This window comes from Achromobacter sp. CF-sbj1-Ac2-l (genome assembly GCF_052698165.1).
In genome coordinates this window covers 5,564,280-5,589,427 of record NZ_CP199855.1, presented here as the reverse complement: position 1 = coordinate 5,589,427, position 25,148 = coordinate 5,564,280, and the positions used below count along the sequence as shown (strand labels likewise).

Annotated in this window: 28 protein-coding genes and 1 pseudogene; 4 read left to right on the top strand and 25 right to left on the bottom strand. The window is 66.5% G+C overall.

The window, feature by feature from the left end; all coding sequences use genetic code 11:
• Positions 1-40: 40 nt before the first annotated feature.
• The 24 genes from ACUDCK_RS25585 to ACUDCK_RS25470 all read right to left on the bottom strand — a co-directional run bounded on the left by ACUDCK_RS25585 (position 41) and on the right by ACUDCK_RS25470 (position 20,199).
• Positions 41-1,150 carry a DUF6094 domain-containing protein gene (locus ACUDCK_RS25585; RefSeq protein ID WP_033986558.1) on the bottom strand — a complete coding sequence of 370 codons (1,110 nt, stop codon included), beginning with the start codon at positions 1,148-1,150 and terminating at the stop codon, positions 41-43.
• Between the two features lie 65 nt (positions 1,151-1,215).
• Complete coding sequence (locus tag ACUDCK_RS25580; RefSeq protein ID WP_003141029.1) at positions 1,216-1,866, bottom strand: hypothetical protein; 651 nt, start codon at positions 1,864-1,866, stop codon at positions 1,216-1,218.
• Positions 1,867-1,950: 84 nt separating this feature from the next.
• The gene (locus ACUDCK_RS25575) at positions 1,951-2,316 is read right to left on the bottom strand and encodes a hypothetical protein (RefSeq protein WP_033986555.1); all 366 of its coding nucleotides are present in this window, start codon (positions 2,314-2,316) and stop codon (positions 1,951-1,953) included.
• An 89-nt stretch (positions 2,317-2,405) separates the two neighbouring features.
• Positions 2,406-3,017 carry a DUF3275 family protein gene (locus ACUDCK_RS25570; RefSeq protein ID WP_003294141.1) on the bottom strand — a complete coding sequence of 204 codons (612 nt, stop codon included), beginning with the start codon at positions 3,015-3,017 and terminating at the stop codon, positions 2,406-2,408.
• A gap of 55 nt (positions 3,018-3,072) precedes the next feature.
• Complete coding sequence (locus tag ACUDCK_RS25565) at positions 3,073-3,624, bottom strand: STY4534 family ICE replication protein (protein ID WP_031755002.1); 552 nt, start codon at positions 3,622-3,624, stop codon at positions 3,073-3,075.
• 344 nt (positions 3,625-3,968) lie between these two features.
• Complete coding sequence (locus tag ACUDCK_RS25560) at positions 3,969-4,334, bottom strand: DUF3085 domain-containing protein (RefSeq protein WP_033986553.1); 366 nt, start codon at positions 4,332-4,334, stop codon at positions 3,969-3,971.
• Between the two features lie 67 nt (positions 4,335-4,401).
• Positions 4,402-5,199 (bottom strand): hypothetical protein, encoded by a 798-nt coding sequence (locus tag ACUDCK_RS25555; protein WP_033986551.1) that lies wholly within the window; start codon positions 5,197-5,199, stop codon positions 4,402-4,404.
• A gap of 283 nt (positions 5,200-5,482) precedes the next feature.
• The gene (locus ACUDCK_RS25550) at positions 5,483-6,199 is read right to left on the bottom strand and encodes a DUF5983 family protein (protein ID WP_023093153.1); all 717 of its coding nucleotides are present in this window, start codon (positions 6,197-6,199) and stop codon (positions 5,483-5,485) included.
• Between the two features lie 250 nt (positions 6,200-6,449).
• On the bottom strand, positions 6,450-6,842 hold the full coding sequence (locus ACUDCK_RS25545; RefSeq protein WP_033986549.1) for a hypothetical protein: 393 nt from the start codon (positions 6,840-6,842) through the stop codon (positions 6,450-6,452).
• Positions 6,843-6,867: 25 nt separating this feature from the next.
• Positions 6,868-7,104, bottom strand: coding sequence for a hypothetical protein (locus ACUDCK_RS25540; protein WP_033986547.1), 237 nt, complete (start codon positions 7,102-7,104; stop codon positions 6,868-6,870).
• Positions 7,105-7,882: 778 nt separating this feature from the next.
• Entirely contained in the window at positions 7,883-9,898 is a 2,016-nt protein-coding gene (locus ACUDCK_RS25535; protein ID WP_033986546.1) for a DNA topoisomerase III, read from the bottom strand.
• A gap of 294 nt (positions 9,899-10,192) precedes the next feature.
• Entirely contained in the window at positions 10,193-10,576 is a 384-nt protein-coding gene (locus tag ACUDCK_RS25530; protein WP_033986544.1) for a single-stranded DNA-binding protein, read from the bottom strand.
• On the bottom strand, positions 10,573-11,121 hold the full coding sequence (locus tag ACUDCK_RS25525; RefSeq protein WP_033986542.1) for a DUF3158 family protein: 549 nt from the start codon (positions 11,119-11,121) through the stop codon (positions 10,573-10,575). The genes ACUDCK_RS25530 and ACUDCK_RS25525 overlap by 4 nt, the downstream gene beginning before the upstream one ends.
• The gene (locus tag ACUDCK_RS25520; RefSeq protein WP_017462948.1) at positions 11,118-11,906 is read right to left on the bottom strand and encodes a PFL_4669 family integrating conjugative element protein; all 789 of its coding nucleotides are present in this window, start codon (positions 11,904-11,906) and stop codon (positions 11,118-11,120) included. The genes ACUDCK_RS25525 and ACUDCK_RS25520 overlap by 4 nt, the downstream gene beginning before the upstream one ends.
• 183 nt (positions 11,907-12,089) lie before the next feature.
• Positions 12,090-12,617, bottom strand: a complete 528-nt coding sequence (locus tag ACUDCK_RS25515; protein WP_023093160.1) for an RES family NAD+ phosphorylase — start codon at positions 12,615-12,617, stop codon at positions 12,090-12,092.
• A complete protein-coding gene (locus ACUDCK_RS25510) occupies positions 12,614-12,985 on the bottom strand; it encodes a hypothetical protein (protein ID WP_023093161.1) in 372 nt (123 codons plus the stop codon). The genes ACUDCK_RS25515 and ACUDCK_RS25510 overlap by 4 nt, the downstream gene beginning before the upstream one ends.
• Positions 12,986-13,105: 120 nt before the next feature.
• A complete protein-coding gene (locus ACUDCK_RS25505; RefSeq protein WP_023093162.1) occupies positions 13,106-14,299 on the bottom strand; it encodes an STY4528 family pathogenicity island replication protein in 1,194 nt (397 codons plus the stop codon).
• 3 nt (positions 14,300-14,302) lie between these two features.
• The gene (locus ACUDCK_RS25500) at positions 14,303-14,863 is read right to left on the bottom strand and encodes a DUF2857 domain-containing protein (RefSeq protein WP_023093163.1); all 561 of its coding nucleotides are present in this window, start codon (positions 14,861-14,863) and stop codon (positions 14,303-14,305) included.
• A gap of 17 nt (positions 14,864-14,880) precedes the next feature.
• On the bottom strand, positions 14,881-16,539 hold the full coding sequence (locus tag ACUDCK_RS25495) for a ParB family protein (RefSeq protein WP_023093164.1): 1,659 nt from the start codon (positions 16,537-16,539) through the stop codon (positions 14,881-14,883).
• Positions 16,532-16,768, bottom strand: coding sequence for a hypothetical protein (locus ACUDCK_RS25490; RefSeq protein WP_012584779.1), 237 nt, complete (start codon positions 16,766-16,768; stop codon positions 16,532-16,534). The genes ACUDCK_RS25495 and ACUDCK_RS25490 overlap by 8 nt, the downstream gene beginning before the upstream one ends.
• Positions 16,752-17,618 (bottom strand): ParA family protein, encoded by an 867-nt coding sequence (locus ACUDCK_RS25485; protein WP_023093165.1) that lies wholly within the window; start codon positions 17,616-17,618, stop codon positions 16,752-16,754. The genes ACUDCK_RS25490 and ACUDCK_RS25485 overlap by 17 nt, the downstream gene beginning before the upstream one ends.
• Positions 17,619-17,658: 40 nt before the next feature.
• Positions 17,659-17,877 (bottom strand): AlpA family transcriptional regulator, encoded by a 219-nt coding sequence (locus tag ACUDCK_RS25480; RefSeq protein ID WP_016446183.1) that lies wholly within the window; start codon positions 17,875-17,877, stop codon positions 17,659-17,661.
• A gap of 118 nt (positions 17,878-17,995) precedes the next feature.
• On the bottom strand, positions 17,996-18,757 hold the full coding sequence (locus ACUDCK_RS25475; protein ID WP_023093166.1) for a hypothetical protein: 762 nt from the start codon (positions 18,755-18,757) through the stop codon (positions 17,996-17,998).
• Between the two features lie 530 nt (positions 18,758-19,287).
• Positions 19,288-20,199 carry a LysR family transcriptional regulator gene (locus tag ACUDCK_RS25470; RefSeq protein WP_023115025.1) on the bottom strand — a complete coding sequence of 304 codons (912 nt, stop codon included), beginning with the start codon at positions 20,197-20,199 and terminating at the stop codon, positions 19,288-19,290.
• 233 nt (positions 20,200-20,432) lie between these two features.
• Between ACUDCK_RS25470 and ACUDCK_RS25465 the strand changes: the two genes are divergently transcribed.
• Entirely contained in the window at positions 20,433-20,963 is a 531-nt protein-coding gene (locus ACUDCK_RS25465) for an ExbD/TolR family protein (protein WP_071534642.1), read from the top strand.
• Between the two features lie 66 nt (positions 20,964-21,029).
• A complete protein-coding gene (locus tag ACUDCK_RS25460) occupies positions 21,030-21,938 on the top strand; it encodes a LysR family transcriptional regulator (RefSeq protein WP_023115024.1) in 909 nt (302 codons plus the stop codon).
• Positions 21,939-22,313: 375 nt separating this feature from the next.
• Here the strand turns inward: ACUDCK_RS25460 and ACUDCK_RS25455 are convergent, their stop codons facing one another.
• A complete protein-coding gene (locus ACUDCK_RS25455; RefSeq protein WP_023115023.1) occupies positions 22,314-23,408 on the bottom strand; it encodes an IS5 family transposase in 1,095 nt (364 codons plus the stop codon).
• Between the two features lie 384 nt (positions 23,409-23,792).
• Here ACUDCK_RS25455 and ACUDCK_RS25450 point away from each other — a divergent pair, with 384 nt between their 5' ends.
• Positions 23,793-24,872, top strand: a complete 1,080-nt coding sequence (locus ACUDCK_RS25450) for an IS5 family transposase (protein ID WP_445659271.1) — start codon at positions 23,793-23,795, stop codon at positions 24,870-24,872.
• 209 nt (positions 24,873-25,081) lie between these two features.
• Positions 25,082-25,147, top strand: a pseudogene (locus ACUDCK_RS25445) (tyrosine-type recombinase/integrase); the annotation flags it as partial.
• Position 25,148: the final 1 nt, after the last annotated feature.

Genomic DNA, 25,148 nt, shown 5'->3' with positions numbered 1-25,148 from the left:
GGCGGCGAAGCACTGGCGGCTTGCCGTCGGGGAACGACGATCAGCGGATGGTCAACACCTCGCCCCGCGTGGCGGAGCCCGGTGTCATGTCCCAGGCGCGGATGACCGGCACGAACTTGTCGGTGAGGATGCGTGTCTCGGCCACGGAGCCGTCGTCGCGCTCGGTGTACTCCGTCTGGAGAGTCTTCTCCTTATGGGTATCACCTTTCACGACGAGCGTTCTGCCGCTCTTCGAGGTCACGACGCCCGAGATCGCGCCCGCGGCCAAGGCCAGAGCGAGATGCCAGTGGGACAAGGCCCGCGCCGGTGGACGCAGCGACTGCTGCGCGCCCCCCAGGTGCGTATCGAGCGCCGGCCAGAGTCCTTGCAGCCGGCCGACTTCATCGGCGAACTGCTCGGGCTCCATCGTCACGCGATAGAAGTGCTCCGGCTCGGCCGGGCTGGCAGGGACGGTGTACGGCAGGAACGGCCATTCGAGCGGCAGCTCCTCGGCTTCGGCGTCGCCCTGTCCGATCTGCAGCAGCAGACCGCGGGTGGCCTTGACCGAATCCGATGCCTGGTCGCGCTGACGAATCCTGCGACCGAAGATCACCACCTGCTTGAACTGCGTTTCCACCGCACGGTAGATGCGCAGGTCGGCGAAGTGGCGCGTCAGCCATCCGACCAGCTCGGCGTCGAGCACGTAGGACGGCACGATGAAGATCAGCACGCCACCGTACTGCAGCAGCGGCAGCGCGCGCTGATAGAACAGCTTTTCCAGCCGCGCACGGCCCTGGCCCTGATAGCCGATGTTGCCGTTCACGTCCTTGCTCAGGTCGCCATACGGCGGGTTCAGCCACAGCAGCCCGAAGGACTGGCGCGAGATCAGCGAGTCCATCAGGTCACCGTGGATGCAGCGATCGACCAGTTGCCGTGCGTGGCGGGCACGCTCGGCGTCGTACTCGACGGCGAAGGCCTGGACCTGCTCGCGCCCGAGGGCGTGGGCGGCTTCGGCAATCGCCACGCCTTCGCCGGCGCAGGGATCGATGATGGACATGGAGCCGGGAGACGGCGCCAGTGCGGACAAGGCCCGCTCCAGCGTCGGCTCGTCGGTGGGGAAGTAGCCGTTACGAATGAAATTGCGCGCCAGGCGCGGAAACATGAGTGCCATGGATTTCTCCTGATGATGGATGAGGGAAGGCGGGCACGCGCGGCGCGCATGCCCGTGGGGATGGCTCACGCCACACGCCGAAGCGGTGCGTTCGCGGCCAGTTCGTACTGCGTGGCACCGAGGGTGCCGTTGCGGATCAGCTCGCCCAGCGCCTTCGTCAGCGCCGGGACATCGAGGGCCAGCCGATGGCCTTCCAGCGGCCCGAGGGCCAAGGGAAGACCGGTCAGCATCCGCCGTGTCTGCAACAGCTCCAGCACGGTGTCGCGCCAGTGGTCGAGCAGTGGCAGCGGGCAGGTGTCCTGCACCAGCGTCCACAGCCGGTCGAGCCGGTGAGCGGAATCCCTGGGCAGAAGCGCCAGCGCGCTGGCATTGGCCTTGTCTGGCTTCACGCAGCGACGGTCGAACAGCCACACATTCGTCAGCGAACCGAACAGCGTCCGCCGATAGGCGCGGGTGATGCGCTTTTCCAGGTTCTCGACGTTGCCGACGAAGACCGGGATGGATGCGCCCTGCTCGGTGATGACGTGGAACTGGTCGAGCCCCTGTTCATCCCGGCCGAGAGTCAGGCGGGCGAGGAACTCCTGAACGGCGGTGTCGCGCGCCCAGATCGAGAGAAAGACGAGATTGCCCTGCTCGTCACCGACGCAACCGTCGGCCATGAGGTCGGGGCATTCGTCGATGCGGTACAGCGGTTTCGCGGAAGAAGGTGCAGGCATGGTGATGTCCTCTTGGAAATGAAGGAGCAACCACAGCCCGCGGGGCCATGCTCGCCCCGGTTGGGTGAAGGAAGATGCGTGCCGCTAGACAGCGCGGCCCGCGTGGAAGCGGTGAACCCGCTCGCGCCACTCGGGGCTTTGCACCGGCGCCATGTCGAGATAGCGCAGCGGGCACGAGTAGTAGTACGGATGCACGGACTCATCGAGTGACTTGTAGCCCCAATCGCCGCCCGAGCTTTCCAGCAGATGGCAGCCGATGTAGCAGACGGACTCACCGGCCGCGAGGCCCATGACGCCCGCCTGCCTGGCGGTGACGCGAACCACGGTCCACAGAACGTCGCCGTCCAGTGTGTGGTCGATGACTTCGCAGCAAGCGCGGTCGGACGCCTGCGGAGCGAGCAGCTCGCGGATCAACTGATCGCGCGTCTGACGAACGAAGGTCCAGCCCATGAGGGTCTCCTTGAAGAAAAGGCCGGAGCCCTCCCCGTCGGGGGAGAACCCCAGCGGGTGGCGGAATGCCGCGCAAGGCGGCGGATGAATCAGGCAGCTTTGAGGTGCCAGTCCTGGGACAACGGAGCGAACTCGTAGCCGAGCTTGTCGAGACGGTCGCGCTGCTGACGCAGCACACGACGATCCACGGTCGCATCGAGCTTCACGGTCTCGCCCAGGGGCCACAAGGCACCGAACAGCGCCGCGTCGTCTGCCTCGGCCGAGGCCGCAGCGGACACGGGAGCCGGTTCGCTGCCGAACGGCGTGGTATCGACCAGGGGATCGCGCGGACTGCGCGGCTTCGCCTTCGGCTTGGCCGGGGGCGTTGCCGGCACGGGCGCCTGCGCCTCCTCGTCGATCGGATCGACTTCCTGCGGACTCAGCCGGCGGGCTTCGTCGCGGCTCAGGGCGTCGATGTTGGACAGTGTCATCCCGCCCAGATGGGCGCGAATCTCGATGACCATGCGGCCGTTGGCGTTGTACGTGGAGGGACGAATCTCGACGATGACGAAATCACCGTCGTACTTGCCCTCGCGGTACTGATCGAGTTCGGCGTTCTTCACGACGAACTCGCCGATCGAGGTCGCCAGGCGGCCGACGTTGAAGTCGCCGTTCCTGCCGTGGATGGTCTTGATGGCCAGTTGGCCGGGGATGGTGATCATGAAGGTCTCCTGCGGACGAAGAGAAGACAAGGCCCCGGGGATGGGGCCTTGCGGATCAGAACGACTCGGCAACGGCCAATGCGGGGGCATCGGCTGCGTCGTCGGCAGCATCGGCGACGGGCTCGGAAGGCTCCGGTGCCGAGGCTTGCTGCGCGGCGGGCGCGTCGGACGTCACAGGGACTTCCGGGTCCCGCTCGTCGGTCTCGGTCGGCTTGGGCTCGGCCTTGTAGACGAGCTTGCCGTCGACCTTGATCCAACTGACGAACAGCAGGCGGGCCTTGAGGCTCACACCCTGCTCGCCGGCACGCTTGCCCTTGGAGTAGGTGAAGGTGTCGGTCCACAGGTCGCCCATGCGGAAGCCGATCATCACCTTCTTCTCGGCGTCGACCGCCTGAATGCAGCGGCGCACCAGGTGCTGCGCTTCCGATCCCGATACGCGCGTGTCGAAACGCACATACGAGACGTCATCGCTGGGACCGTTCAGAGCCGCGATGTCGCAGGCCAGGAACGCATCGCCTTTCTTGGGCTTCACTTCGCGGATGCGATTGAGGTACCCGAGGCCGGTGATGTGCAGATCGAAGTAGGACTTCTCGTTGGAAGTGGTCATGGTGAATCTCCTGGGAACAATGAGGCGGAGACACACCCGACCCAAGGCGGGGAAGGTGTGGAACCCCCGCGTGGGTTGATGGAACAGCTTGGTGGCATCGCCATCGAGAACCGATGGCCGTTCGCGCATGGATGCCGGTGCGAACTGGGGTGATCAACGCGGTCGGAACCGCGTCGCAGCCTTGAAGATCGTGGCTGCCTGGGCATGTCGCTGACGGACGTCAGCGGAACATGGCCGGAAGCGTGGCGCCGGGACGGCGCGCAGGCGAGCGGCAATCGGCACTCGCGGCTGTCCGCATTGCCGGGAAGAAAGAGGCCCCCGGAGCGGGGGCCAGGGATGGGCGGTCAGTTGCCGTTGGGTGTGGGAGGAACCGCCTGCAGCGACAGGTGTGTCGTGGTGGCGGACACGTCGAGGTCGTCCTCGCTGTGCAGGATGCGCGCAAACACGCCCTCCTGCGGATCGAAGAACTCGCCGAAGTCGTCGTCGCCGAACTCGGCGCGCGCCAGCTCCCACCAATAGTCGAAGGCATCGACATCCGGGTTGCAGCCGGCGGCGTAGGCGATGGTCTTCTGGCGACCATCGGGCCGGCGCTCGCCGCGCTCGGCCAGGAAGTACACGCCCTGATCCTTGACCAGGATGACGCGGCATTGATTCGCCACCGCTTCGGCGAGCACGGGCCGCAGCTCCGTGCCTTTGAATCGAACAGTCATGGGTGTGATCTCCAGGGAGGCAGGAAGAGAGGCTTCCCGCCGCGAGGGCGGGAAGCTGCTGGGAGGGTCAGTGCCGGACAGCCTTGCGACCCGACAGGCACTGCACGCGAATGCGTTTCCAGCTCCCGTCGTCGATCAGCCGTTCCAGCGTCTCGCCGAGGGTGTCGAAGAACACCTCATCGACCCGTTCGATCAGCTCGCCGTCGCGGTGCAGCTCCACCGCGTAGAGGTCGAGGCCACGCTCATACAGCACGGTGACGCGACCCTGGAACTTCATCGTGGCGACGGTGAAACCGATGGCCGGCGGCGTGCGGATCATGTCGGCGGGCAGCGGATCGACCCAGGTGATGTCCCGTGCACCGGCATCCACCAGCATGTGGGTGATGCGCCGGAAACCATCGGGAGCGGGCAACTGCTCCAGTTGGTCGATCAGTTCCTGCAGCTCGGGGCAGCGCGGCTCGGGGATCGGCAGCTTCGCCGGTGCAGACCCGAGCACGAACCGCTTCACCGTGTAGGGCTGGCCGTCGGCGGTGAACTCGGTCTGCTCCTCGGGCGTGTCCGCCCGCTGACCGTCGAAGCGGCGTCTGACATAGGTTTCGACCTGCACCTTGGCGCCCTCGTCGGGCACCTCGGTCACGAGCGTTCGATCGAGCACCGCGAACTCGGCTCGCCCCGTCTTGACGACGATGGCCTCGTCGGTGGTGGCGATGACCTTGCCCTCGAAAGGCTTCGGGTCGATGTGAAAGCCCAGCGTCGAAACCTTGGGCTGGCCGTCGAAGATGTTGAACTTGAACGAACGGACGTTGGAAGGCACATGACCGACGACAAGCGTTGGCATCTGTGCACGGATGGCTTGGGTATCCATGGGGAGACTCCTTGTGGCAACCAAGGGACTCCCGCCCGCAAGGGAGGTCTGTCCCTTGAGGGTGAGGTGGATGGACGCAGGTGCGCCCGGAGAACGAAACAACCAGCACGGCGAACCGCGCCGCAGTCTTGAAGGTCTCGACTGCCTGGGCATGCTGCCGGCAACGCCAGCGAACATGCGGCCAGCGTGCGGCACATGGCGGCGGCCGTCCGCCGGGAATCGGCAATGCGCCGGCACCGCGTTCCGCGAAAAAGAAGAGCCCCGCACGGGGCTCAAGAGGGGGTTACTCGTCGTCGTAGAGCGTCAGTCCGTCCAGCACGGGCGCGTCGGCATCGAAGATCAGCAGCCGCACGTCGGCGAGCGCAGCCAGGTGCAACACTTCCACGAGGGACTCCGGCATGCCCTTGGCCCGGTGCTCCTGCCGAAGCTCTTCGGCGGTGATGCCCTCGACATGCTGCAGGTTCGCATCCGTCCAGGGCGTGGCGATCAGCTTCATGCCGACCGCCGGGCTGTAGGGAATGCGGAAGGCCACGAACAGAAAACCGCTCGGCGTGGCGATGTCCGCCAGTTCGGCGAGGAAGCGACCGGCCTCCTCGGTGATGTGCGCCGAACTGATTTCCCAGGCACGGCTGTAGAACCCGGTCTCGAAGCGCAGGCGGCGTACCACCTCGCGCGCGGCTTCCTCGGAGTAGGTATCGCCGACGTGCAGCGGCTGGCCGGCTTCTTCGGCCATGACGGTGTAGACGAGGTTTCGGGCGATGCCGTGGCTGGGACACTGCGCGTCCAGCTCGGGCGGCACGTTCTGGCCCTCGGTGATCAGCGCGAAGTCGTCGCAGAAGACGCAGGCATGGCGCTCGACCTGGCTGTCCGGCAGGTGCGACTGCGAGACGTGCAGCGGCAGATAGCTCAGCGGGCAGTCGTCGTCGTAGGAAATCGCCAGCAGCCGCTGCACGGACAGGCCATCGTAGCCGCGGACGAAGGGGTTTTTGGAATGAGACATGGGATTCCTCCAGCAGAGGATGGCCGAGGCAATCCCCTGCCGGGGATTGAACCCCAGTAGGTGGATGAAGTGGCAGCCGGTCAGCCGGCCGCGGCATCGGGCCGCCCTGGTGGCGGGCGGTGCAGGTCAGTGGAAGATGCTGATTCGGGACATGGCCGCTCCTGCGAAAGGAAGGAGGGACATGGCCCCGAACGGGGACGCATGTCCCTCGTGGGGTGGGATGAAAAGACGGTGGGTTGCCAGGCGCGGCTCACCAGCCGTTGTAGTGCAGCGTGAGGTCGGCGATGACCTGGCGCCGTTCCAGATTGAGGCCGCCGAAGTCGGACAGCCCCTCGAAGCCGCAACGCTTGAGCATCGCGCCGCCCTCGCGGGAGTTGTAGAAGCTCACCATCGCGGACAGGAACATGCGTTGACCGCTGCTCAGCACGCCCAAGGCGTCGTTGAGCATCAGCATGTTGGGCCGCAGGTCCCACTTGGTGGTGGCACGCTGCAGACCTTCGCGTGTGCCGTCGCCGAACCACTCGTGGCCGGCGATCTGCGCGCCGCGCTTCCAGGCCTCGAAGAAGGCCTGCGGTGCAGCGTCGAAGTGCGCCTGTTCCAGCGCCATCTGATCGAGCACGTCTTCGGGTAAAGACAGATTCATGAGAGAACTCCTTGAAGGGTGGGAATCAGGGGTGAGCGCGCTGTGTCCAGGCATGGGCATCCAGGGCGCGCTGTGCTGCGAGGTGGTTCGGGAAATACTCGACGGACTCCCGCGATACCGGGCCTTCGTCGTCTTGCGTGCCGATGTAGTGGCCGGCCGCGCTGCGCAGCACCTGTAGCGGCAAACGCTTGCCGGTCCAGGCCAGCGCCAGCGCACCACTGCGCACTGCGGTTGCAGAGGAAGATGCGGAAGGTTCAGACATGCCGTGCTCCTTGGTGGGTCGGGGAGCACGCATCCCGCAGGGGATGGGGTTCCCCTCGGGTGGTTGAGAAAAGTGCATCGTCGCCAGGCCGGCGAGCGTCCGCGGTGGGCGATGCGAAGCGGACTGGATCGGTCAACGCGGCGAACCGCGTTGCAGTCTTGAAGACCGAGACTGCCAGGGCATGCCGCTGACGACTGTCAGCAACGCATGGCGTGAGGATGGGCGCGAAGCATGGCTGCCGTCGCAGGGAAAACCGAATCGCGGACGGCCCGCTTTAGGGCAGGCCCGCGTCACGGGACAAGGCAAGGGCCAGGGCGACGAAGGCCACGCGGGCCTTCGGCTGGAGAGGAAGGAAAACCACCTGTGGGCTGCGTCAGCGCAGGCCGTCGTCAAAGCCGTTCGCTGCGTCAGCAATCGCACCCGGCCCGTTTCGTGGCTGGGGCCGGAAACCTCTGGCGTGCATCCACACACAAAGGGAGCCCGTTGTTCCGCCGGCGGGCACCGGCACGGAATACCCTCGGCCCAAGGGGCCTCCTCACGGCTCACGCGGCGGCAAGGCGTCAGGAAGCCCCTCGTGGCCGAGGCAAGGCACACCGATCAAGGGAATGGCGGCGGGCGCGATTCGTGGAGCAATGACCTTCTCGCCCCGTCGCCCGATGGTGGGCAGACGGGGCGCGCACACCGTTGCAGAAGGAGACGCGCGCTTTGGAGTCCCGCGCGGTGCGGGACGTTTGCCTCGCCGCCAGTGAAGGGCTGGCGCGGCAGGGGGAAGCGAGGATCAGGACGCCTTGGAGGCAGCGCGCCGCTTGCGCGGTGCGCTGCGCCGGCCCGTCGGGGACTCGATCGGCAACGTGCCCTTGCAGTCCGGGTAGCGCGAGCAGGACCAGAACGCGCCGCTTTTGCCCGTGCGCTGCTGCATCGGTGCGCCGCACTGCGGGCAGGCCGGCGCCGGCGGCAGCTTGAGCGAGAGCGTTGCGCCGCGGTACTGCTGCACGAGCTGGCCGACCCACACGGACTGCTTCTCGATGAAGGTGTCCAGCGCCATCTGGCCGGCCTCGATCATGTCGAGCGCCTGCTCCCACACCGCCGTGGTGCCGGGGTCGGCGATGGCCGAGGGCACCGCGTCGATGAGCGTGAATGCCGCGTCGGAAGCGCGGACGGCGCGGCCTTTCTTGACCAGGTAGCCGCGACCGATCAGACCGTTGATGATGTTGGCGCGTGTCGCCTCGGTGCCGATGCCGGTGGTATCTCGCAGCTTCTGTTTCAGGCGCGGGTCGGTCACGAACTTGGCGACGGTCTTCATGGCCTTGATCAGCTCGCCCTGCGTGTAGGGTTTGGGCGGCAGCGTCTTCAGCGCCTTGAGATCCACCTTTCCGACCGGGCAGGACAGGCCCGCATGCAGGGCGGGCAGCACCTGGCTGTGCTGCGCATCCTCGCCACCGGCATCGTCCGGCCCCGGCGTCGCCAGCACCTCACGCCAGCCGATGACGGCAATCTGCTTGCCCACGGCCGCCAGCGACTGACTGCCGCACGAGAACTGCGCTACCGTCCGGTCGAACTCATGGTGCGGGAGGAACTGCGCGAGGTAATGAGCGCGGATCAGCCGGTAGACGGCCAGTTCCTTCTCGTTCATGGCCGACAGGTTGGCGGGCTCCAGCGTCGGGATGATGCCGTGGTGAGCCGACACCTTGCCGTCGTTCCACGCACGCGAACGCTGGTTGCGATCCAGGCGCTCGATCAGCGGCCGCAGGCTGGGGTCGGTCTTGACCAGGCTGTCGAGTACGGTCGGTACCTCGGCCAGCATGCTCTCGGGCAGGTAGCCCGAATCCGAGCGCGGGTACGTTGTCGCCTTGTGCGTCTCATACAGCGCCTGGGCAATGTCCAGCGTCTCCTGCACGTCGAGGCCCAACTGCTTGGAGCACACCTCCTGCAGCGTGCCCAGGTCGAACGGCAGCGGCGGCCCTTCGCGAACGCGCTCGGTTTCTACCGACACGACCTGCGCATCGCGTGCCGCGCGAATGCGATCCGCAGCCTGCTGCGCCACCGGCTGCTGAAGGCAGCGACCCGCTGCATCCGTGCTGCCTTCGGGCGGTATCCAGCTCGCGGTGAAGGACTGGCCGGCATGGGATAGCAGCACGTCCACGGCCCAATACGGCACGGAGACGAAGCGCGCGATCTCGCGATCGCGGTCCACGACCAACTTCAGCGTCGGCGTCTGCACGCGCCCCACCGACAGCACGCCGGTATAGCCGGCCTGGCGCCCCAGCAGTGTGAACAAGCGGCTCAGGTTCATCCCGATCAGCCAGTCGGCGCGCGATCGGGCGAGTGCGGAGAAATACAGCGGCAGCGTCTCGGCGGACGGCTTGAGTGCACCCAGTGCCTTGCGGATCGACGCATCGTTGAGCGCCGACAGCCACAGGCGCTGAATCGGCCCGTGGTAGCCGCATAGGTCGATGATCTCGCGGGCGATCATCTCGCCCTCGCGGTCGGCATCGGTCGCAATCACCAGCTCGCCCGCCTTGGCGACGAGCTGCTGCACGACCTTGAATTGCGCTGCGGTCGCCGCCTTGGGCTCGACACGCCAACGCTCAGGAAGAATGGGCAGTTGCTCGATGGCCCAGCGCTTGTATTGCTCGCCGTAGCCTTCGGGTGGAACCGCCTCCACCAGATGACCGATGCACCAGGTCACGACGACACCGGCGCCGCTGTAGCAGCCGTTGCCGCGTTGGCTGGCGCCCAGCACACGGGCGATGTCCTTGCCCTGGGACGGCTTCTCGCACAGGAACACGCGCATGAAGCCTCCTTGGAAATGTGCGGTTCATTGGATGGGCGTCAGCTTGGCGGGGCCAGGAGATGCCGGCAGCAAGGAAGCCGATTGATGCAGACACCGCTTTGTGATCGGCAGGCGGTCCGTTGCCGCAGCTGTGCGCATGGACCACAGGAGCTGGCACAGCAAGAGCGTCGTTTCGGGAGGGCGGCTGGAACTCTGTGGACGACCTTGGAGCTATCCCCTGGGGATAGCTCGCTGGTGCATCGCGGGCGTATGACGGTTGCTACAGCCGCCCTCGGGGGAACGGCGATGGGCGAATTACTGTCCGCCGGCGGGCTTGGCGCTGAGCGCCACCGACTCGATGCGGTACGGCAGGATGCCCACGCGCCGCGCCTCGACCTTGAACGTCACGCGCTCGTTCTCGTCGGCGTCCTCCCATTCGTCGCGCACGGTGCGGCCCTCGACCAGCACCCGCATGCCTTTCTGGTACAGCGTCTTCCAGTGCTCGGCGTCGCGGTGCCACAGCTCCACGGGTGCCCAGAAGCCGCCGCGATCTTCGTACTCGCCGTCCTTCTTCGGGATCGGGTTGTCGAAGTAGACGTTCAGGCGAAGCAGCCGGCGTGGCTCGTCGTTGCCGTTCGGAAATTCGCGGTAGTCCGGCGCAGAACCGATGCTGCCCTCGCCGACGAAGTGCGTGCTCATGGTGACTCCTTGGTGGTGGGTGGAACGGACGCGGTATGCCCGTGGACGCGCCGCAGGTAAGCCACTTCGGCCTGGGCGGCCTTGTTGGCGCATTCCAGGGCTTGGCGAGCGATGCTGTGGGTCAGACTGATCTGCATGTTCAGCACGATGCGCTGCAGTTCGATCGCGTACAGCTCGTCGATCAGCGAGGCCGGCGTCGCGGGGTTGGCCAGCAGGGCCTCCCACAACGCCACGCCCATGGAGGAACGGTCGAGGTTGCGCCAGCGCAGGAAGGTCGTCCCTGCGCCAGTGGCCTGCTGGGCCAGTTGCACGTCGAGCAGACTGAATGGGTAGGCGCGCGCCTGGGGCAGCACGCGCCGCTGCGCCAGGCCAATCACGTCGTCGCGCAGCGCTGCGCACTGGCTGGCCCAGGTCTCCAGACTCCCCTTACCCTTAAAAGGCTGTAAAAGGCCTTTTAGGTAGCCTGCGTGTTCCAGCCGCTGGAAGTCCGCCTGTTCCAGCGCCACGAAGCGCGTGGAGTGGCTGATAGGGGGCGATGCTGTCATGCGCCCGCAGCCTCATCGCCCGCCGCACCATCGGCTGTGCCATCCGTGTGAGCCGGCGCATCGGGCTCGATGGCGGGCGCTGCAGGCGGCGTGCCGGGCTTGGTCGTCCGCCGCGCGATCGGTGGCGCGAAGCGCGAGCGGCGCGTGCCTTCCAGCACGTCCTGCGGCAACTCGCCGAACTTCTCCAGCGCCGCTCGCGCCGCCGCGTTCTTCGCCGCGAAGTCGTCGCGCGTGGTGCCCGAGTAGCGGTACTGCTGGGCCAGCGAGAACAGGCTGCGCAGCGCGTGCGCACCATCATTGAGCCAGCGCTCCAAGGTGCTGCGATCGATCAGCGCCGTGTGGTGCGCCAGGATGAGTTTGCGTGCCAGGTCGTCGTAGTCGGCCAGCAGATACACCGCCATGAAGCCGAGCTGGGCGTTCACGAACAGCGGCAGCTTCACCGGCTGCACGTTCATGTTCTCGCCCAGGGACAGCGCCGCTGGCACGTCGGCCAAGGCCTGATCCACCTGTTCGCGCAGGGTCTGCAGACGGGTCTTGGTGTCGGCGAGCTTGTCCTCGATCCGCAGCATCCACCAGTCCGAGTAGGGGTCGTCCTGCTCGGCGCCGCGCTTCATTTTGTTCATGGCGCCGATGAAGCCGTTGAGACCGATGATGCCTGGGCGCCCCTCGGTCGGCGCGCGGCCGTGCCAGATGCGCGATGCATGGTGCGTGTGCAGCGTCAGCGACATCGCGCTGCGCAGCGATCCGAGATTCAGTTGCAGGGGTTCTGTGCGTTCGTTGGCCATGGGAGCGACTCGCGGTGAAGGGGCGAGTCGCCAGCATCGGCATCGGCCGGAAGGCCGTCAGTCAACAAACCGCAGCCCATGCGCGCCCGGTTTGTTCCGCACGGAAGGCTGTGTGTGCCGGCTATCCCCTGGGGATAGCTCGGCGGCGGGCCGAAGGGTGGAGTGCGAATCCGCGCTGTGGAGTCAGCGCGTCCAACTGGATTGGTCGCGGGGCAGTCGCCCGTCGGGATCATTGACCTCGACCGAATTGCCATCCCTGAGCCGATCCACGAACACCACGATATTGGTGCCGCCATCGTTCGCCTGGCTGGGGAACAGGATTCCGGTATGGCCCTGGGCCAGCACCATGTCGCCCAGCACCCAAGTGGGCGGCTCGATGTGAAGGTCGAATTTCAGATGGCGCCAGTCCTCGCGCCAGTCGTGCCACAGCTCGTCCCAAGGTTCGCCGCGGTGGAGCTGCCGCAGATCGACCAGCTCGCGCAATGCCACGGTGTACGAGCACATCGTGCAGGGCGGCAGGAAGGGCGAGGTCTGCTGGTATTCGCGTAGCGCGGTCGCTTCCTCCAGCGACAGATACAGCGCCTCGACGCCCTCCCGGTTGAAGCGCCCGCCCTTGGCCGCCGCACCAGCGCCGCTGGTTGGCCGGCTGGCCCACTGCGGGGTGTGCGCGCGAAACAGCGTGGTGCCGGGCGGCAGGTCGAGGAGGATCATCCGGTGAACCCTGCACTGATCGACTCCAGGTAGTCGATCGCATCGTCGGTGCGTCCTTCCTGCACCAACTGCAGCAGGGTCTTGTGGTGGAACGTCGGGATGGGCTCGTTCTTGACCATGAAGAATGCACGCGCGGTATCCGGCTGCACCGCCGAGGCGGCCGATAGCACCCGCATCAGGTCACGAAGCGCGGCCTGGAGTCGCGGTGACTCGGGGTGGGTGCGCAGGGTGTTGCGGTGCACGCCAGCCAGCGTGGCCAAGTCCTGGTACTGCAGGCCCAGGGCATCGGCGACGTTCGTGGCGGAAAAGCGGGACGTGCCGGCTTCACGCACCGATTCGAGCACATCCGCGAAAGCGGTAGAGGCCATGACGTTGCTCCCAAAGGCAAGGAATCACGAGCACATTATACGCACAGTTTGAGCACAGTTCCAAGCGGTCTGCTCCCCCAGCTGGAAGGCGACCTGTTCCGTCTATCCCCTGGGGATAGCTCAGGGATCGCGCAAGGCTGAACGCAGCCGTGCGAGGTAGGCGCGCGCCACCTCGGGGTCGGCTGGGCGGGAAGCCGAAGGCGACGACGATGGCGCCGGCCCCGCAGCTCGCGGCGCGGGCGGCGCTGCTGCGTCGTTGCCCGCCCACGCCTTGAACTCCCCGCGGATCGCCTTCTGGATGATGCCGAACAAGTAGCCGGCGGGATTGCGCACCGTACTGCCGCCACAGCGTGCCGCCCACTCGTCGAGCACGGCCTGCCGCTGCGCCTCGTCCACCTGCTGCAGCGCCATCAGCGCGCCGGCCTGCTGCTCGTCCTTCAAGCGCAGGAAACGCTCGGGCAGCCGCAGGTTCTGCAAGGCCCTCGCGCGCGGTACTGTACGTACTTCATTTATACGATCATTACGTACTGTACGGTCCTCCTTCGGAATCCGAAGAGAGCCGTCCGGCGCGGGTTTCGGCCCTGCTTCGGATTCCGAAGACGGGCGCGCGTCATTCCGAAGCAGGGCTTCCTGGCCTTCTTCGGATTCGTGGTCCGCACCCTCCTGTGGATAACCTGGCGTCGTCCAGCCATGCCGCGCCATGCGCTGCGCCAGCACTTGCAGACGGGTCGGCAGCGTGCGCCCGCTGAGCAGGGGGTCTTCGGCGATCTCTCGCAGCGTGTTCATGCCCACGACCTGCACCGCCTTCGCCGCGTGCGTGAGCGCCTGACTCACCAGGCCCAGGTAGTCCGGGTCGAGCTGCATCGCCTCGAAGGGCGACAGCGGTTCGTCGTGCAGCACGTAGAGGTTGCCTTGGATACGGCCGGTCTTGGGATCGCGCCGCCGCCGCACCAGGCTGAGCCAGCGCGTCAGCCGCAGCAGCGTCAAGGCGCGCGCAACGGTCTCGTGCGAGGCTTGCGCCGCACAGGGCATGGACGCCAGATAGGGGCGGAGCTGGTCGTAGGTGGGAAAGGCGGTCACGCCGTCGTCGTTGAGCTGCAGGCGGAACACCTGCCAGGCGTTTCGCTCCAGCGGCGTCAGGCGCCGGTCGAGGAACAGCCTGCGCGGCACGCTCTCATGGCGGTTGCCGCTGTAGAGGAAACCGTCGGCGGCCGGCGCCGTTCCCTGCGCCGGCTGCAGGTGCTGCAGGGCCTCGTCGAAGAGCGCGGACAGCGCAACGGGGCCTTCGCGCCGTGGTGCGCCGCCCGTGGTCATGGCCTATACCAACCCATGGTCGATCCAGTTCCGTATCGCCGACCAGATCACCGACATGGGCAGGGTCATGGCCTCGGCCAGATCCATGGTCAGCGCCACCATCGCCATGTCGTCGTTCAGCGCGATCTGCCGCTCCGTGATGCCGGCCTTCCAGCGTTCCCACAAGGCCACCTCCTGCGCCTCGTCGAGCACCGGATGCCGGCCCTTGCGCTTGGGCAGCCCGAGGATGTCGCGGCGCAGCGCCACTTCCTGATGCGTGAGGCCGTAGAACTTGCTGACCATCTCCGTGCTCGCCCCCAGGCGCAGCATGCGGTCCACCGTGGCGATCTCCCGCTCCACGTCGTGCACCTGGCTCAGCAGCCGCTTCAACACTTCCCGGTTCACCGATACCGAACACCACGACACCGTGGCATTCACCAGCATGCTCACGAGCTCGGGGTGTTTCAGCGCATCCAGCTCCTCCTCGCCGAAGCCCATGGCCTTGCAGCGGCGCAACTGGCCGTTGCGCAGGTCATGCAGGGCCTGGGCGATCACGGCCTGGTTGAGCGGGTGCGGTGCCGACATACGGGAGCCTCCTGCGCTCAGGAATCCTGGCTCGCTACGCCGGCTTCCAGATCCAGCAGCCGGCGCGCCAGGCGCAGCAGACGGAACAGCTTCACCAGCGCAGCATCGCTCAGGCGTGTGGCCGAGCCGCCATGGCCATGGAGCAGCGCCGCCAGCTCATCGGCCAGCCGCGCGCGGTCCAATCCGTTCGCGGCGGGCGGCGCTGCACTCAGCGCATGCAGCAGGGTCAGCACCGCCCGCGCGAACACCGGCAGCGCCTTCGCCTGGCCCACGGCCGGCGCCACGCAGACGAAGCCGATGCCGCCGTCGCTGGCCTCGATGTGGTCGGCTACCGCTGCGTCCCCGGCGATCTCGCGCGCGAATTGCGCGATGTGCACGCGCAGGCGATCCGGCACGTCCAAGCTCGGCTCGATGTACCAGACGTCCGAGATGGGATAGAGTCCGCCCGCCTGCACGGGGATCGCACGCAGCGCATCGGCCTCGAAGTCGGGCAGCTTGTCGCCGAGCTGGTCCGCGACCATCCGTTGGATGGACTGCAGGCGCTCGGTGGTCGGCGCCGGCGTCACGATGTGCCCTTGCAGGCGCTCGTCGCGCTGCCCGTGCTGCTCCTCCGGCGCCTCGGGCGGTGCAGGCGGTGTTGCTGCTGGCGCCGGAGGCGCGGCTGGCGTGGTGTCGCGCGGCACAGACGAGGCGGGTGGCTGCTGAGGCGCGGAGACCGGCGGGGGAGGTGCAGCAGGCACGACAGGCGCTGCCGCTGGCGTCGGCGCCGCCGGTTCGCTGGTCAGCGCACGCTGGCGGCTTTCGCTGTCGTTGATCTCCAGCGCCAGCGTGTCGTAGTCCGCCTCCAGCAGCTCGGCCATCTGGCCCACCAGCTCGTCCTGTACTCGCTGCGGCGAGAAGTCGTCCGGCTGTGTGTCGAACTGCGTCAGCACGTCCTGAAACAAGGTGGCGAAGTCCACGGCCACAGTGCGGCCCAGCGCCCGCCGCTCCCAGGTGCGCTCGCACGCCTTGCGCAGCACTGCGAGCCGGTCCACCTGATGCCGGCCCAATCCGCCGTACAGCAGCGTCGGGATCGCCGGCAGCAGATAGCGCACCGCATCGTTCATGCGGCTGATGTGTGACTGCGGCACCGGATAGCCGTCGGCCGTCAGCCGCCGCGCGAGTTCGCTCTGTGACAGCGCCTGGCCGCTTTCCTGCTCGTAGAACTCGCGCGCCTTCTCGATGCCCAATGCCCGCTCGATGAAGGTCAGCCCGCCGCGCAGCTCGTTCTCGGCCAGATGCCCGGTCAGCGCCACGATTTCGCCGCGCGCCGGCCACGGGCGGAACAGGCACGCAATGCGGAAGAAGCGTTCCTCCTTGGTCTCGCTCCACAACTCGCGCAGGATCGCCAGCCGCGTGTTGCCGCCGTTGCGAATGATGTAGTGCGCCTCGCCCGGCCTGCGCGTGATCGCGGGGGGCGCGTCCAGCCCGCGTTCGCGGATGGACGCCTTGATCTCCGCATAGGCCGGGTTGCGCGTCACGCGCGGGTCGTGGTCGTAGGGCCGCAACTGGTCCAGCGTCACCACCATCGGCGTGTCGGCGATGGGGTCGCTCAAGGTCGCGGCCGAAGGGCCGCTGCGCTCGAAGCCGGTGGCCAGAAGCTTGGCAGCCATGTCCTGCGGCGTCAGCTCAGCCACGGCCGTTCTCCTGCGCCTGCCGGTCGGCGCGGCGAAGTTGCGCGCGTGCATTGCGGTCGGCACGGTGGTCGCTCGCCGTCGAACTGGTGTAGATCGACGCGCAGCCTTGCTTCGTGAATTTCAGGTGCCCGCCGGACGTGCGCACCACGCGCCAGCCTTCGCCCAGCGCGAACTCGATCAGCGCGCGCAGCCGTTCACGGCCGCGCGCCAGTTCATGTGCGCTCGCCATGGCTGGCCCCTCCCGCATCGGCCCGGCCGGTGACCAGCGCGAAGCACTCCCGCCACGCGGGGAACAGCTCGCCGGCCAGCGTGCGCATGGTCTCCAGCGCCGCGGGCGCCGTGCGCCCAGCCGGCTGCCGGTACTCCACCCGGTGCACTGGCAATCCTCGTGTCGCAGCGCGCGGATAGGCTTCGATGGCCGGCACGTCGGTGCCCAGCACCTGCACGCCGGCCTGTTCCTGGAACACCTGTCGCAGCGCCTGCTGGACCAGCCGCGCGTTCGACGACACCGGATGCACACGGTTGATGAGCAGGCGCAGCGGCGGCGGCTCGATGCCCAGGTGCCGATACGGCGCGATGTCCTCGATCAGTTGCAGCGTGCCGCGCCGCAGCTCGCGCGCCGCGAGGATTTCCGGCGTCACCGGCGACAGCGCCAGGTCGGACGCCAGCACAGCCATCTCCAGCAGCACGCTGCGCGCGCCCTGGGTGTCGATCAACAGCAGGTCATAGTGCGTGCGGAAGACGGGCAGCAAATGGCGCAGTCGCAGGCGCCCATCCGGAGCGTGCAGCAGCAGCGTGTTCAGTTCACCGCGGTCGTCGTTGGAGAGCACCAGGTCCAGGCCCGCGATCGCGGTGCGTGACACCAGTTGCTCGATGCGCCGCTCGTTGAAGGCCAGCATCTCGTAGATGCCGCCGGGCGCGCGCGCGTCCAGCGTGAAGTAGCTCGACAGCGTGGGCTGCACGTCCAGGTCCAGCAGCAGCACGCGCAGCCCGGCATCGGCGATAAAGCCGCCCAGGTTGGCCGCCGTCGTGGTCTTGCCCACGCCGCCCTTGGTCGAAATGATGGACACCACCTGCATGGGCTTCTCCTCGTCGAATGGCATGAACCGAGAAGAAGCGTCAGGCGCGTTCTTTGAGGCGATCGGCGATCCACTGTTCGATCTCCACCGAGTCCCAGCCCACCGCGCGCACGCCCAGGCGCAGCGCCTTGGGGAACTTGCCTTCCTTCATCAGGCTGTAGATGTGCGCGCGCTTGAAGCCGGTCTTGGCTTCGACCTCGGCGCGGCGCAGGATGCGGTGCTCGGTCGGTGCCGCCGTGGCGGTGGTCTGCGAAGACATGAGGGTCACTCCTTAACGCTCAGTGGCGCTGATTGGCGTGACTCGCATTAAGAACGCCGCGCTGAGGAAAGACACCGCAAATGCGGCATCCGCGACCGCAGATACGGTCTGGCATCGCTCAGGAATTTGTGCTCTGCAGATTGCGCCGAGCCAGTGCGAACTTGGCCTGCAGCGTGCGCTCGGTGATGCCCATCGCGTTGCCGTGGTGCGCCACCATCGCGCTGATGATGGCTTCCTGCGTCAGGAAGCTGGAATACGGCATGCCGCTGGGCGACTTGCCCAGCAGTAGCGTCAGTAACCCGCCAACGATGTTCAGGTAGGTCGATTCGCTGCGCGGCCCAGGCGTGCTCGCACGCTCCGCGTCGGCCGTGTAGGCGGCGTGCGTCTTCAGCAGCGCCTCGTGCTCGGCGCGCAGCGTCTCGTGCACGCCCAAGTGTTCCGCCAGCCGCGCCTTGATCGCTTCCCGCTCGGCCATCAATGCGCCCACTGTGTCCAGGCTGATCGCCGGGTGAAGCGCACGCTCGATCTCATCGAACAGAAACGCCGGTTTCTCGCCGGGGTAGTAGTGCGCCATCCAGGCTTTCAGATCGACGTGCCGCACGGTCAGCGACGGGTCGTCCATCGTCAGGCCCTGCGTGTCCCGCGCCAAGCCGTCCTTGCCATACGGCAGCTCGCCGTGAGCCAGCGCATCGAAGATTCTTTCGGCGTTCAACCGCAGCATCGGCCAGCGCGGAAACTCCGTTGCCTCCGGCAGAGGCCGCTGTCCCAAGGTCGCCAGGATGCGCCGCTCGAAGCGCAGCAATCCGCTCCAGCGGATTGCCGCCTCGATCGGGCGGTAGTTGGTCTTGGCGCCATCGGCCAGGCTGCTCGACTTCGGCATATCACGCGCCTCCATTCGTCATCGCACCGAGTCCACACACACGCACCCGCCGTACAGGCGACGTGCGTGGCTGTCCAGAAATCTCCGGGCGAAACGAGCAAGTGGCGAAGCGGCGAAGACCGTGGCATCGACGATGCCGCCGGTTTCGTTGCGAGATGTGCGTCTTGCCGCGCATGGCGCCATCACTCACAATTCGCAAGCCGCGAAACATGCTGTCACCAGCATCATTCGCGGGCACCATGCCTGACCCGGATAACCAGGCCAAAGTCTTTGCAGGGGAAAAGGCCCAGTAAAGCGCGATCAGCTCAACACGCCAGAGCCGATGCGCATACGGCAAGCACTGTTGCGCCGCGCGTCTTCGCTGTGACGCGACGCGATGGGCATGCAAGTCTCATCGCAGGATGCCAACCGCAAGCGCGAGCAGCCTGAGTGCAGCACGCCCGTGCACCGCGTCAATGGAACCCCGCTATGACAAAACGGGTCTGGCACCTTGACCAAAATGGCATCGCCCCAACCCGCCTGAAGCAGCCTCATGCGAGCCGTTGCGTATCCAACGGCATATGGCCGACACGCTGAGCACGGTCGATGAAGTGGCGCAGCGGCTCCGACATCGCGCCCTCGGGATGTAGCAGGTAGGTCGTCAACGCCGCCGAGTCCTCGTCCAGCGGCCGGACGATCACGTCCGCCTGCCGGCATGCCACCGCGTGCGCCGCGGTGGAAAATCCCACGCCATAGCCGGCCGCCACCAGGGCCAGCATCAACGAGTGGGTCGTCACGTACTCGGCCACGACCGGCGGTGTCTCCACCAGGCGCAGCAGGCGCTCGCATTGCCGGCTGCACTCCTGACAAACCTGCGGGTGACACAGCACCAGCGGGTAGCCCACCACCTCGTCCAGCGGTACCCGCTTGTGCGCCAGCAAGGGGTGCCGCGCGGGTATGGCCACCACCAGTGGATCTTGCCACACCGGCCTGGCGACCACCCCGGCCGCCATCTCGCCGGCCATCGCAAAGGCCGCGTCGTACAGGTCGTTGCCCAGGCCGCCCACCACCTGCGACAGCGGCGCCTCGAACAGCCGGATGCCCACTTCCGGCGCCTCCTCGCGGCACAGCGCGAGCAGCGCCGACAGCCGGGTCCGCCCGACGCCGCCGGCCAGGGCGATGCGCAGGGTGCCCCGGTGTCCCACCGCCACCGCCCGCGTCTTGGTCTGGGCTTGCTCAAGGGTCAGCAGCACGCGCCGGGCCTCCTCCAGAAACACCTGCCCGGCCGGGGTCAGGCGCACGCCGCGCGGCGTGCGCTCCAGCAGCGCCACGCCCAGGTCGGCCTCCAGTTGGCGGATCGTGCGCGACAGGGGCGACTGCTCCACATGCAGCCGCCGCGCCGCCCGGCCAAAGTGCAACTCTTCGGCCACGGCGATGAAACAGCGAAGATGGCGTAAGTTCATGTAATTCCCCCCAGAAAGTGGAGTCCATTCCTCTGGCCGTAGGGAACCGCATGAGTGCTTCCCGGTGGCGATGCCGGTCACAGAGGCTTTCCAGTTGCCGCCATCCGGCCTCAGTCGCCGGCACGAGGCGGCGAGTGTCCAGGCGAGGCCGGGTGATTCCATCGGTGTTGCCATATCACATAAAACCACGGACAATCAATAATAATTCTCATTAGTATCTGTGTCTGAATGGAGTGAAGCCGATCAAGCCCGACGCGGCGAACCTGTCCGTCACCACCCACGGCAGCGTGTCCTGGAACGACGAACGCATGGGCGATGGGCAGCTCGCGCAGCGGCTGCAGGCCTCCGCGCCGCGTCAACCGCAGCCCGAGGACTTCATCCGCGGCGACCGCTTGGTGGGCCCGCCAGCGCGTCGCCCAGGTGTTGGCGGCTACGCAGAAGTCCGGGTGTTGAAACTGAGCTTCGTGACCGACCCGGGCAGCGACCGGGGTGAGCCGAAAGACACCCTCATGAAACTGCATCGGCACGCCCGCCCTGACGCCGGCGTGTCGTCGTCGGCTGCACTGATCGCGGACACGAGCCACACGCGCGCACCTGCGCGCGGTGCCCGGCGCACCGCTGCCCGCCCTGGCATGGCAGCAGCAGGCGCTGACCATCAGCATTCAGCCCGGGCTGTGCGCCGGCCTGCTCCGCGCGTGTCGGCGACGGGCCTGCTCCCGACAGGCATGAGTGCTTCGACGCGATGCCATCGAAGGAGGTGCTGACGGGATGCGGATGTAGATGCTGGCGCCCGAGAGGCCGAACCAGAAGAAGACAAACAGGAGGTGGCCTTGGATTTCAGATTGCTGCGTTACTTCATCGCAGTTGCGGAAGAACTGCATCTGGCCCGTGCAGCCGAGCGTCTGGGCATCGAGCAATCGCCTGTGTCGCGTGCGATGCGCGACCTGGAAAGCCAGCTTGGCGTGCAGTTGTTCGACCGCAGCACACGCCTGACGCGGCTGACCTGGGCCGGCCAGGTGTTCCTCGGCGAATGCCGGCGCGTGCAGGCCACCGTGGAGCAGGCAGTCAAGAGCGCCAAGGCGGCGGCACAGGGCTACCAGGGCCATCTGCGCATCGCGATCTGCGACAGCCTGGCGCAACCCCGCATCGCCACCTTGCTGGCACGCAGCCGCGAGGATGAGCCCGAGCTGGAGATTCGCGTCTTCGAGCTGCCGTTCGCGCAGCAGCTCAAGATGCTGCACAACGATCTGCTGGACATCGGCTTTGGCTTGTCAAACGCGGTGCATGATGGCCTCGTCGCCGAGCCGGTGTGGACCGATCCGCTGTCGGTGATCGTGCCCGCACGCCACCCCTTGCTGGCACACGTGCAGGTGCCGCTGCCCGAAGCCTTGAAGTTTCCGCTGGTTCTGTGCCACCCCGAGGCGGGCTCCGGTTGCCGCCACCAGATTCAGGCGGTGCTGCAGGACACGAACATGCCGCTCAAGCTGGTGGACGAAGTGACCAGCCTGGGCGTGATGCTGACCCTGGTCGGCGCCGGCTACGGCATCGGCTTCGCCATCGCCTCGCAGGTGCAGACGCTACAGCGCCCGGACATCTCCATTCGTCCCCTGGCCGGCATCCCACCGATGCTCTCCACCTACCTGCTGCGCCGCCGGGGCGAACCCTCGGAGCCCATGAGGCGGTTCATCGAGCGGGTGAAAGACGGGGCCGCGCCGGTCGATGATGAGCCGGTCCTTTGAGGACGCAGCTCGCCTGTCCGTTGCGGCCTGTGGCGTTATGTGCCGGTGGACAGATAGACTTCGGAATGAAATCCGATGCTCTGGCTGTTGATGGATGTGCTTGGCTCGCTTTGGATCACCCGCAACGGCCTGCGTTGACCAGGCCGAAGACTTGAGTCCACAATCGAGTCCATTCCGTGACGCCTGGATCGGAAAAAACGTTCGTAATAAATGAGTTAGCAGGCCGTTGAAGAACCCTGAATGAACGCGCGTTCCGCCATCGCTGGATGTTCTGGCAAGTTCATACAGTCCTCGGGTTCCACCCGGAAGGCCGCGGCGCGTGTGTTTCACCGGCATTCATGCATCCGCAAGAGGGCATTTCGACCTCTTCGCAGCTCATTGGACGCACCCCGGGCATGGCTGCGCCAGGTTGCGCAGTCGTGTGAGGTTGTAGGCTGTCATCGTCAGGGTCAGAAGCTGGTCCACCTTGTCCAGTCCTTGCACCATCACCTGACGGATCGGCCCGATGAGCTTGCCCCACCCGAAGCACTGCTCGATGCGCTTCCTCTTGCGCTGGCTGACAGCGTAGCCAGAATGTCTCGTGGTGCGCCCGTCAATGGCGCTGCCGCCATTGCGGCTCGTGTTCTGCGCAACGTGCGGCGTCACTCCGATCTCCCGGCACACCTTGACGAACCCCTTGGTGTCATATGCCTTGTCGGCACCCACCGTCACGCGCTTGCCCGGTCTTGCAACGTCGCCCAGCATCTGCGCGGCGACCTCGCGCTCGGCCGTGCCGTCCGCGGTGCTGGCCTGCACGTTGACCACCAGGCCATGGCGGTTGTCGGTCAGCACATGCCCCAGGTAGCTCGGCAGCGCAGGTGCGGCGTTGCTCTTGCGGTACAGCCGCGCGTCGGGATCCGACGTCGATTCGTGCGTGTCGTTGCTGCGGGGCTGGCCTTTCCAGTCCTCGGGTGGGCGCCCGTCGTCCGAACCGTCCTTGCGCCGCATGCTCTTGTGGCTGGCCCAGGCCTGGATCAAGGTCCCGTCCACGCTGAAGTGTTCGCCCGACAGCAGCCCGCGCTGGTGCGCCATCTCCACCGTGGCGTTGAAAAGCTCGGTCACCACATCGTGCTCGATCAGCCGGTCGCGGTTCTTGCTGAACACCGAGTGGTTCCACACCTCGTCGTCGATGGACAGCCCGACGAACCAGCGGAACAGCAGGTTGTAGCGAATCTGCTCGACGAGCTGGCGTTCGCTGCGCACGCTGTAGAGCACCTGCAGCAGCATCGCGCGGATGAGCTTCTCGGGCGCGATGCTCGGGCGACCGCCCTTGACGTCGGCTGCGTACATGGCCGCGAACGTATCGCCCATCTTGCCCAGCGCGTCGTTGACCCAGACGCGAATCGGCCGCAACGGATGCTCGGCCGGCACGAAGTCCTCCAGCCGTATCGTGCTGAACAGAGCCTCGTTGTAGCTGTCCGCTCCTCGCATCGTCGCCTCACCGTTCGTCGATCGATGGCCTCATCTTCCTGCTTTGCAGGTGAGGCGTCGATAGGTATTTCAACGGCCTGTTAGCGACCGGGTGCTGTTCCCTTCACCTCCACTGCATCGTTCCAGGGAATTCTGAGAATGTCCAAGAAGCATCGTAAGTCGTTGATTCTGGTTGAGTTTTCGACACCTCGATGTTCCAGTGGGCTCCACGGAAATCCACCTTAAGCCACGACGTTTATGTCCATTTTTGTGTCCATTTTTGCGGGCACGACGGCTTCCGGATTGTTGCTAGCAGGCTGGTGAGAAACCCCGACCGCTGCTCCGGGCGCGGGTTTTGAGGCAGACTCCTGCCTCGAATCGTCTTTCTGCTTTTCCCGATTTCCCATGCGCGGCCAAGAGAATCCCCAAGCGTCGATGTTCAGCTACGTGAGCCTGGAGCAACGCGTGCCGAAGGACCACCCGCTGCGCACTCTGCGTGCGCTGGTCGACGGCATTCTCGCCAACATGAGTGCGCTGTTCGATGAGCGTTACTCGCACACCGGGCGCCCGTCGATTCCGCCCGAGCAGCTGCTGCGTGCGCTGCTCGTGCAGATCCTCTTCACGATCCGCAGCGAGCGCCAGCTCGTCGAGCAGCTCGGCTACAACCTGCTGTTCCGATGGTTCGTTGGCCTGGGCATGGATGACGCGGTGTGGGACCGCACCGTCTTCAGCATCAATCGCGACCGTCTGCTCGGCACCGACGTCGCACGCCAGTTCTTCCGTCGCGTACTGCATCTTGCCGAGTGGCAGGGCTTCGTCTCCGACGAGCACTTCAGCGTCGATGGCACGATGATCGAGGCCTGGGCCAGCCACAAGAGCTTCGTTCCCAAGGACGGCAGTGGCCCGGACAAGCCTGCCGGGCGCAACCCGGAGGCGGACTTCAAGGGCAAGACGCGCAGCAACGCCACACACCAGAGCACAACCGACCCGCAGGCGCGGCTCTACAAGAAGGGCGAGTTCGCGGAAGCGAAGCTGCGCTACATGGCGCACGCGCTCTCCGAGAACCGCAACGGGCTCGTCGTCGATGTCGAGAGCACGCAAGCCACGGGACGCGCCGAGTGGGAGGCGGCGATCCGGATGATTGATCGCAGCGTGCGCAAGCCGGGCGCGACGGTGGGTGCGGACAAGGGCTATGACACGGCCGAGTTCGTTGCCGCACTCGAACGGCGCGGCATCAAGGCACACGTGGCGCGCAAGGTCAGCGGCAGCGCCGTCGATGGACGCACGGCGCGTGGCAAAGGCTACGCGATGAGTCTGCGCCGGCGAAAGATGATCGAAGAGGCCTTCGGCTGGATCAAGACGGTGGGTGGTTTGCGCAAGACGCGGCACAAGGGGCTGGAAAAGCTCTCGGGCCAGGCACTGTTCGCGTTCGCGGCGTACAACCTGACCCGAATGCTGAGCCTGATGCGAGCGGCTGCCGCGTAGAAGGGACAGATGCGTCCGCTGCCCGGCGAACAGCGGAATGCGAGGGTGAGAGAACCCTGAATCACACGCCACGGCGCACTTCCGGTGCCGGAAAAAATGATCGGAAGGACATGATCCGGAAGGATTCAAGGGTTTCTCACCAGCCTGCTAGGGCGCTGAGGTCGATGGGTTAAGCATCTGGTTCCTGACTCATGTTCAGGAGCTAGAGCATGGCACTCTCAGACTTGGTGGTCCGCCAAGCCAAAGCCACCGGCAAGGCCTACACACTTCCAGACG

Coding starts and splice junctions, on each gene's coding strand:
- ACUDCK_RS25585 (WP_033986558.1), bottom strand. CDS start 1,150: ATGGCACTCATGTTTCCGCGCCTGGCGCGCAATTTCATTCGTAACGGC.
- ACUDCK_RS25580 (WP_003141029.1), bottom strand. CDS start 1,866: ATGCCTGCACCTTCTTCCGCGAAACCGCTGTACCGCATCGACGAATGC.
- ACUDCK_RS25575 (WP_033986555.1), bottom strand. CDS start 2,316: ATGGGCTGGACCTTCGTTCGTCAGACGCGCGATCAGTTGATCCGCGAG.
- ACUDCK_RS25570 (WP_003294141.1), bottom strand. CDS start 3,017: ATGATCACCATCCCCGGCCAACTGGCCATCAAGACCATCCACGGCAGG.
- ACUDCK_RS25565 (WP_031755002.1), bottom strand. CDS start 3,624: ATGACCACTTCCAACGAGAAGTCCTACTTCGATCTGCACATCACCGGC.
- ACUDCK_RS25560 (WP_033986553.1), bottom strand. CDS start 4,334: ATGACTGTTCGATTCAAAGGCACGGAGCTGCGGCCCGTGCTCGCCGAA.
- ACUDCK_RS25555 (WP_033986551.1), bottom strand. CDS start 5,199: ATGGATACCCAAGCCATCCGTGCACAGATGCCAACGCTTGTCGTCGGT.
- ACUDCK_RS25550 (WP_023093153.1), bottom strand. CDS start 6,199: ATGTCTCATTCCAAAAACCCCTTCGTCCGCGGCTACGATGGCCTGTCC.
- ACUDCK_RS25545 (WP_033986549.1), bottom strand. CDS start 6,842: ATGAATCTGTCTTTACCCGAAGACGTGCTCGATCAGATGGCGCTGGAA.
- ACUDCK_RS25540 (WP_033986547.1), bottom strand. CDS start 7,104: ATGTCTGAACCTTCCGCATCTTCCTCTGCAACCGCAGTGCGCAGTGGT.
- ACUDCK_RS25535 (WP_033986546.1), bottom strand. CDS start 9,898: ATGCGCGTGTTCCTGTGCGAGAAGCCGTCCCAGGGCAAGGACATCGCC.
- ACUDCK_RS25530 (WP_033986544.1), bottom strand. CDS start 10,576: ATGAGCACGCACTTCGTCGGCGAGGGCAGCATCGGTTCTGCGCCGGAC.
- ACUDCK_RS25525 (WP_033986542.1), bottom strand. CDS start 11,121: ATGACAGCATCGCCCCCTATCAGCCACTCCACGCGCTTCGTGGCGCTG.
- ACUDCK_RS25520 (WP_017462948.1), bottom strand. CDS start 11,906: ATGGCCAACGAACGCACAGAACCCCTGCAACTGAATCTCGGATCGCTG.
- ACUDCK_RS25515 (WP_023093160.1), bottom strand. CDS start 12,617: ATGATCCTCCTCGACCTGCCGCCCGGCACCACGCTGTTTCGCGCGCAC.
- ACUDCK_RS25510 (WP_023093161.1), bottom strand. CDS start 12,985: ATGGCCTCTACCGCTTTCGCGGATGTGCTCGAATCGGTGCGTGAAGCC.
- ACUDCK_RS25505 (WP_023093162.1), bottom strand. CDS start 14,299: ATGACCACGGGCGGCGCACCACGGCGCGAAGGCCCCGTTGCGCTGTCC.
- ACUDCK_RS25500 (WP_023093163.1), bottom strand. CDS start 14,863: ATGTCGGCACCGCACCCGCTCAACCAGGCCGTGATCGCCCAGGCCCTG.
- ACUDCK_RS25490 (WP_012584779.1), bottom strand. CDS start 16,768: ATGGCGAGCGCACATGAACTGGCGCGCGGCCGTGAACGGCTGCGCGCG.
- ACUDCK_RS25485 (WP_023093165.1), bottom strand. CDS start 17,618: ATGCAGGTGGTGTCCATCATTTCGACCAAGGGCGGCGTGGGCAAGACC.
- ACUDCK_RS25480 (WP_016446183.1), bottom strand. CDS start 17,877: ATGTCTTCGCAGACCACCGCCACGGCGGCACCGACCGAGCACCGCATC.
- ACUDCK_RS25475 (WP_023093166.1), bottom strand. CDS start 18,757: ATGCCGAAGTCGAGCAGCCTGGCCGATGGCGCCAAGACCAACTACCGC.
- ACUDCK_RS25470 (WP_023115025.1), bottom strand. CDS start 20,199: ATGAACTTACGCCATCTTCGCTGTTTCATCGCCGTGGCCGAAGAGTTG.
- ACUDCK_RS25455 (WP_023115023.1), bottom strand. CDS start 23,408: ATGCGAGGAGCGGACAGCTACAACGAGGCTCTGTTCAGCACGATACGG.
- ACUDCK_RS25450 (WP_445659271.1), top strand. CDS start 23,793: ATGCGCGGCCAAGAGAATCCCCAAGCGTCGATGTTCAGCTACGTGAGC.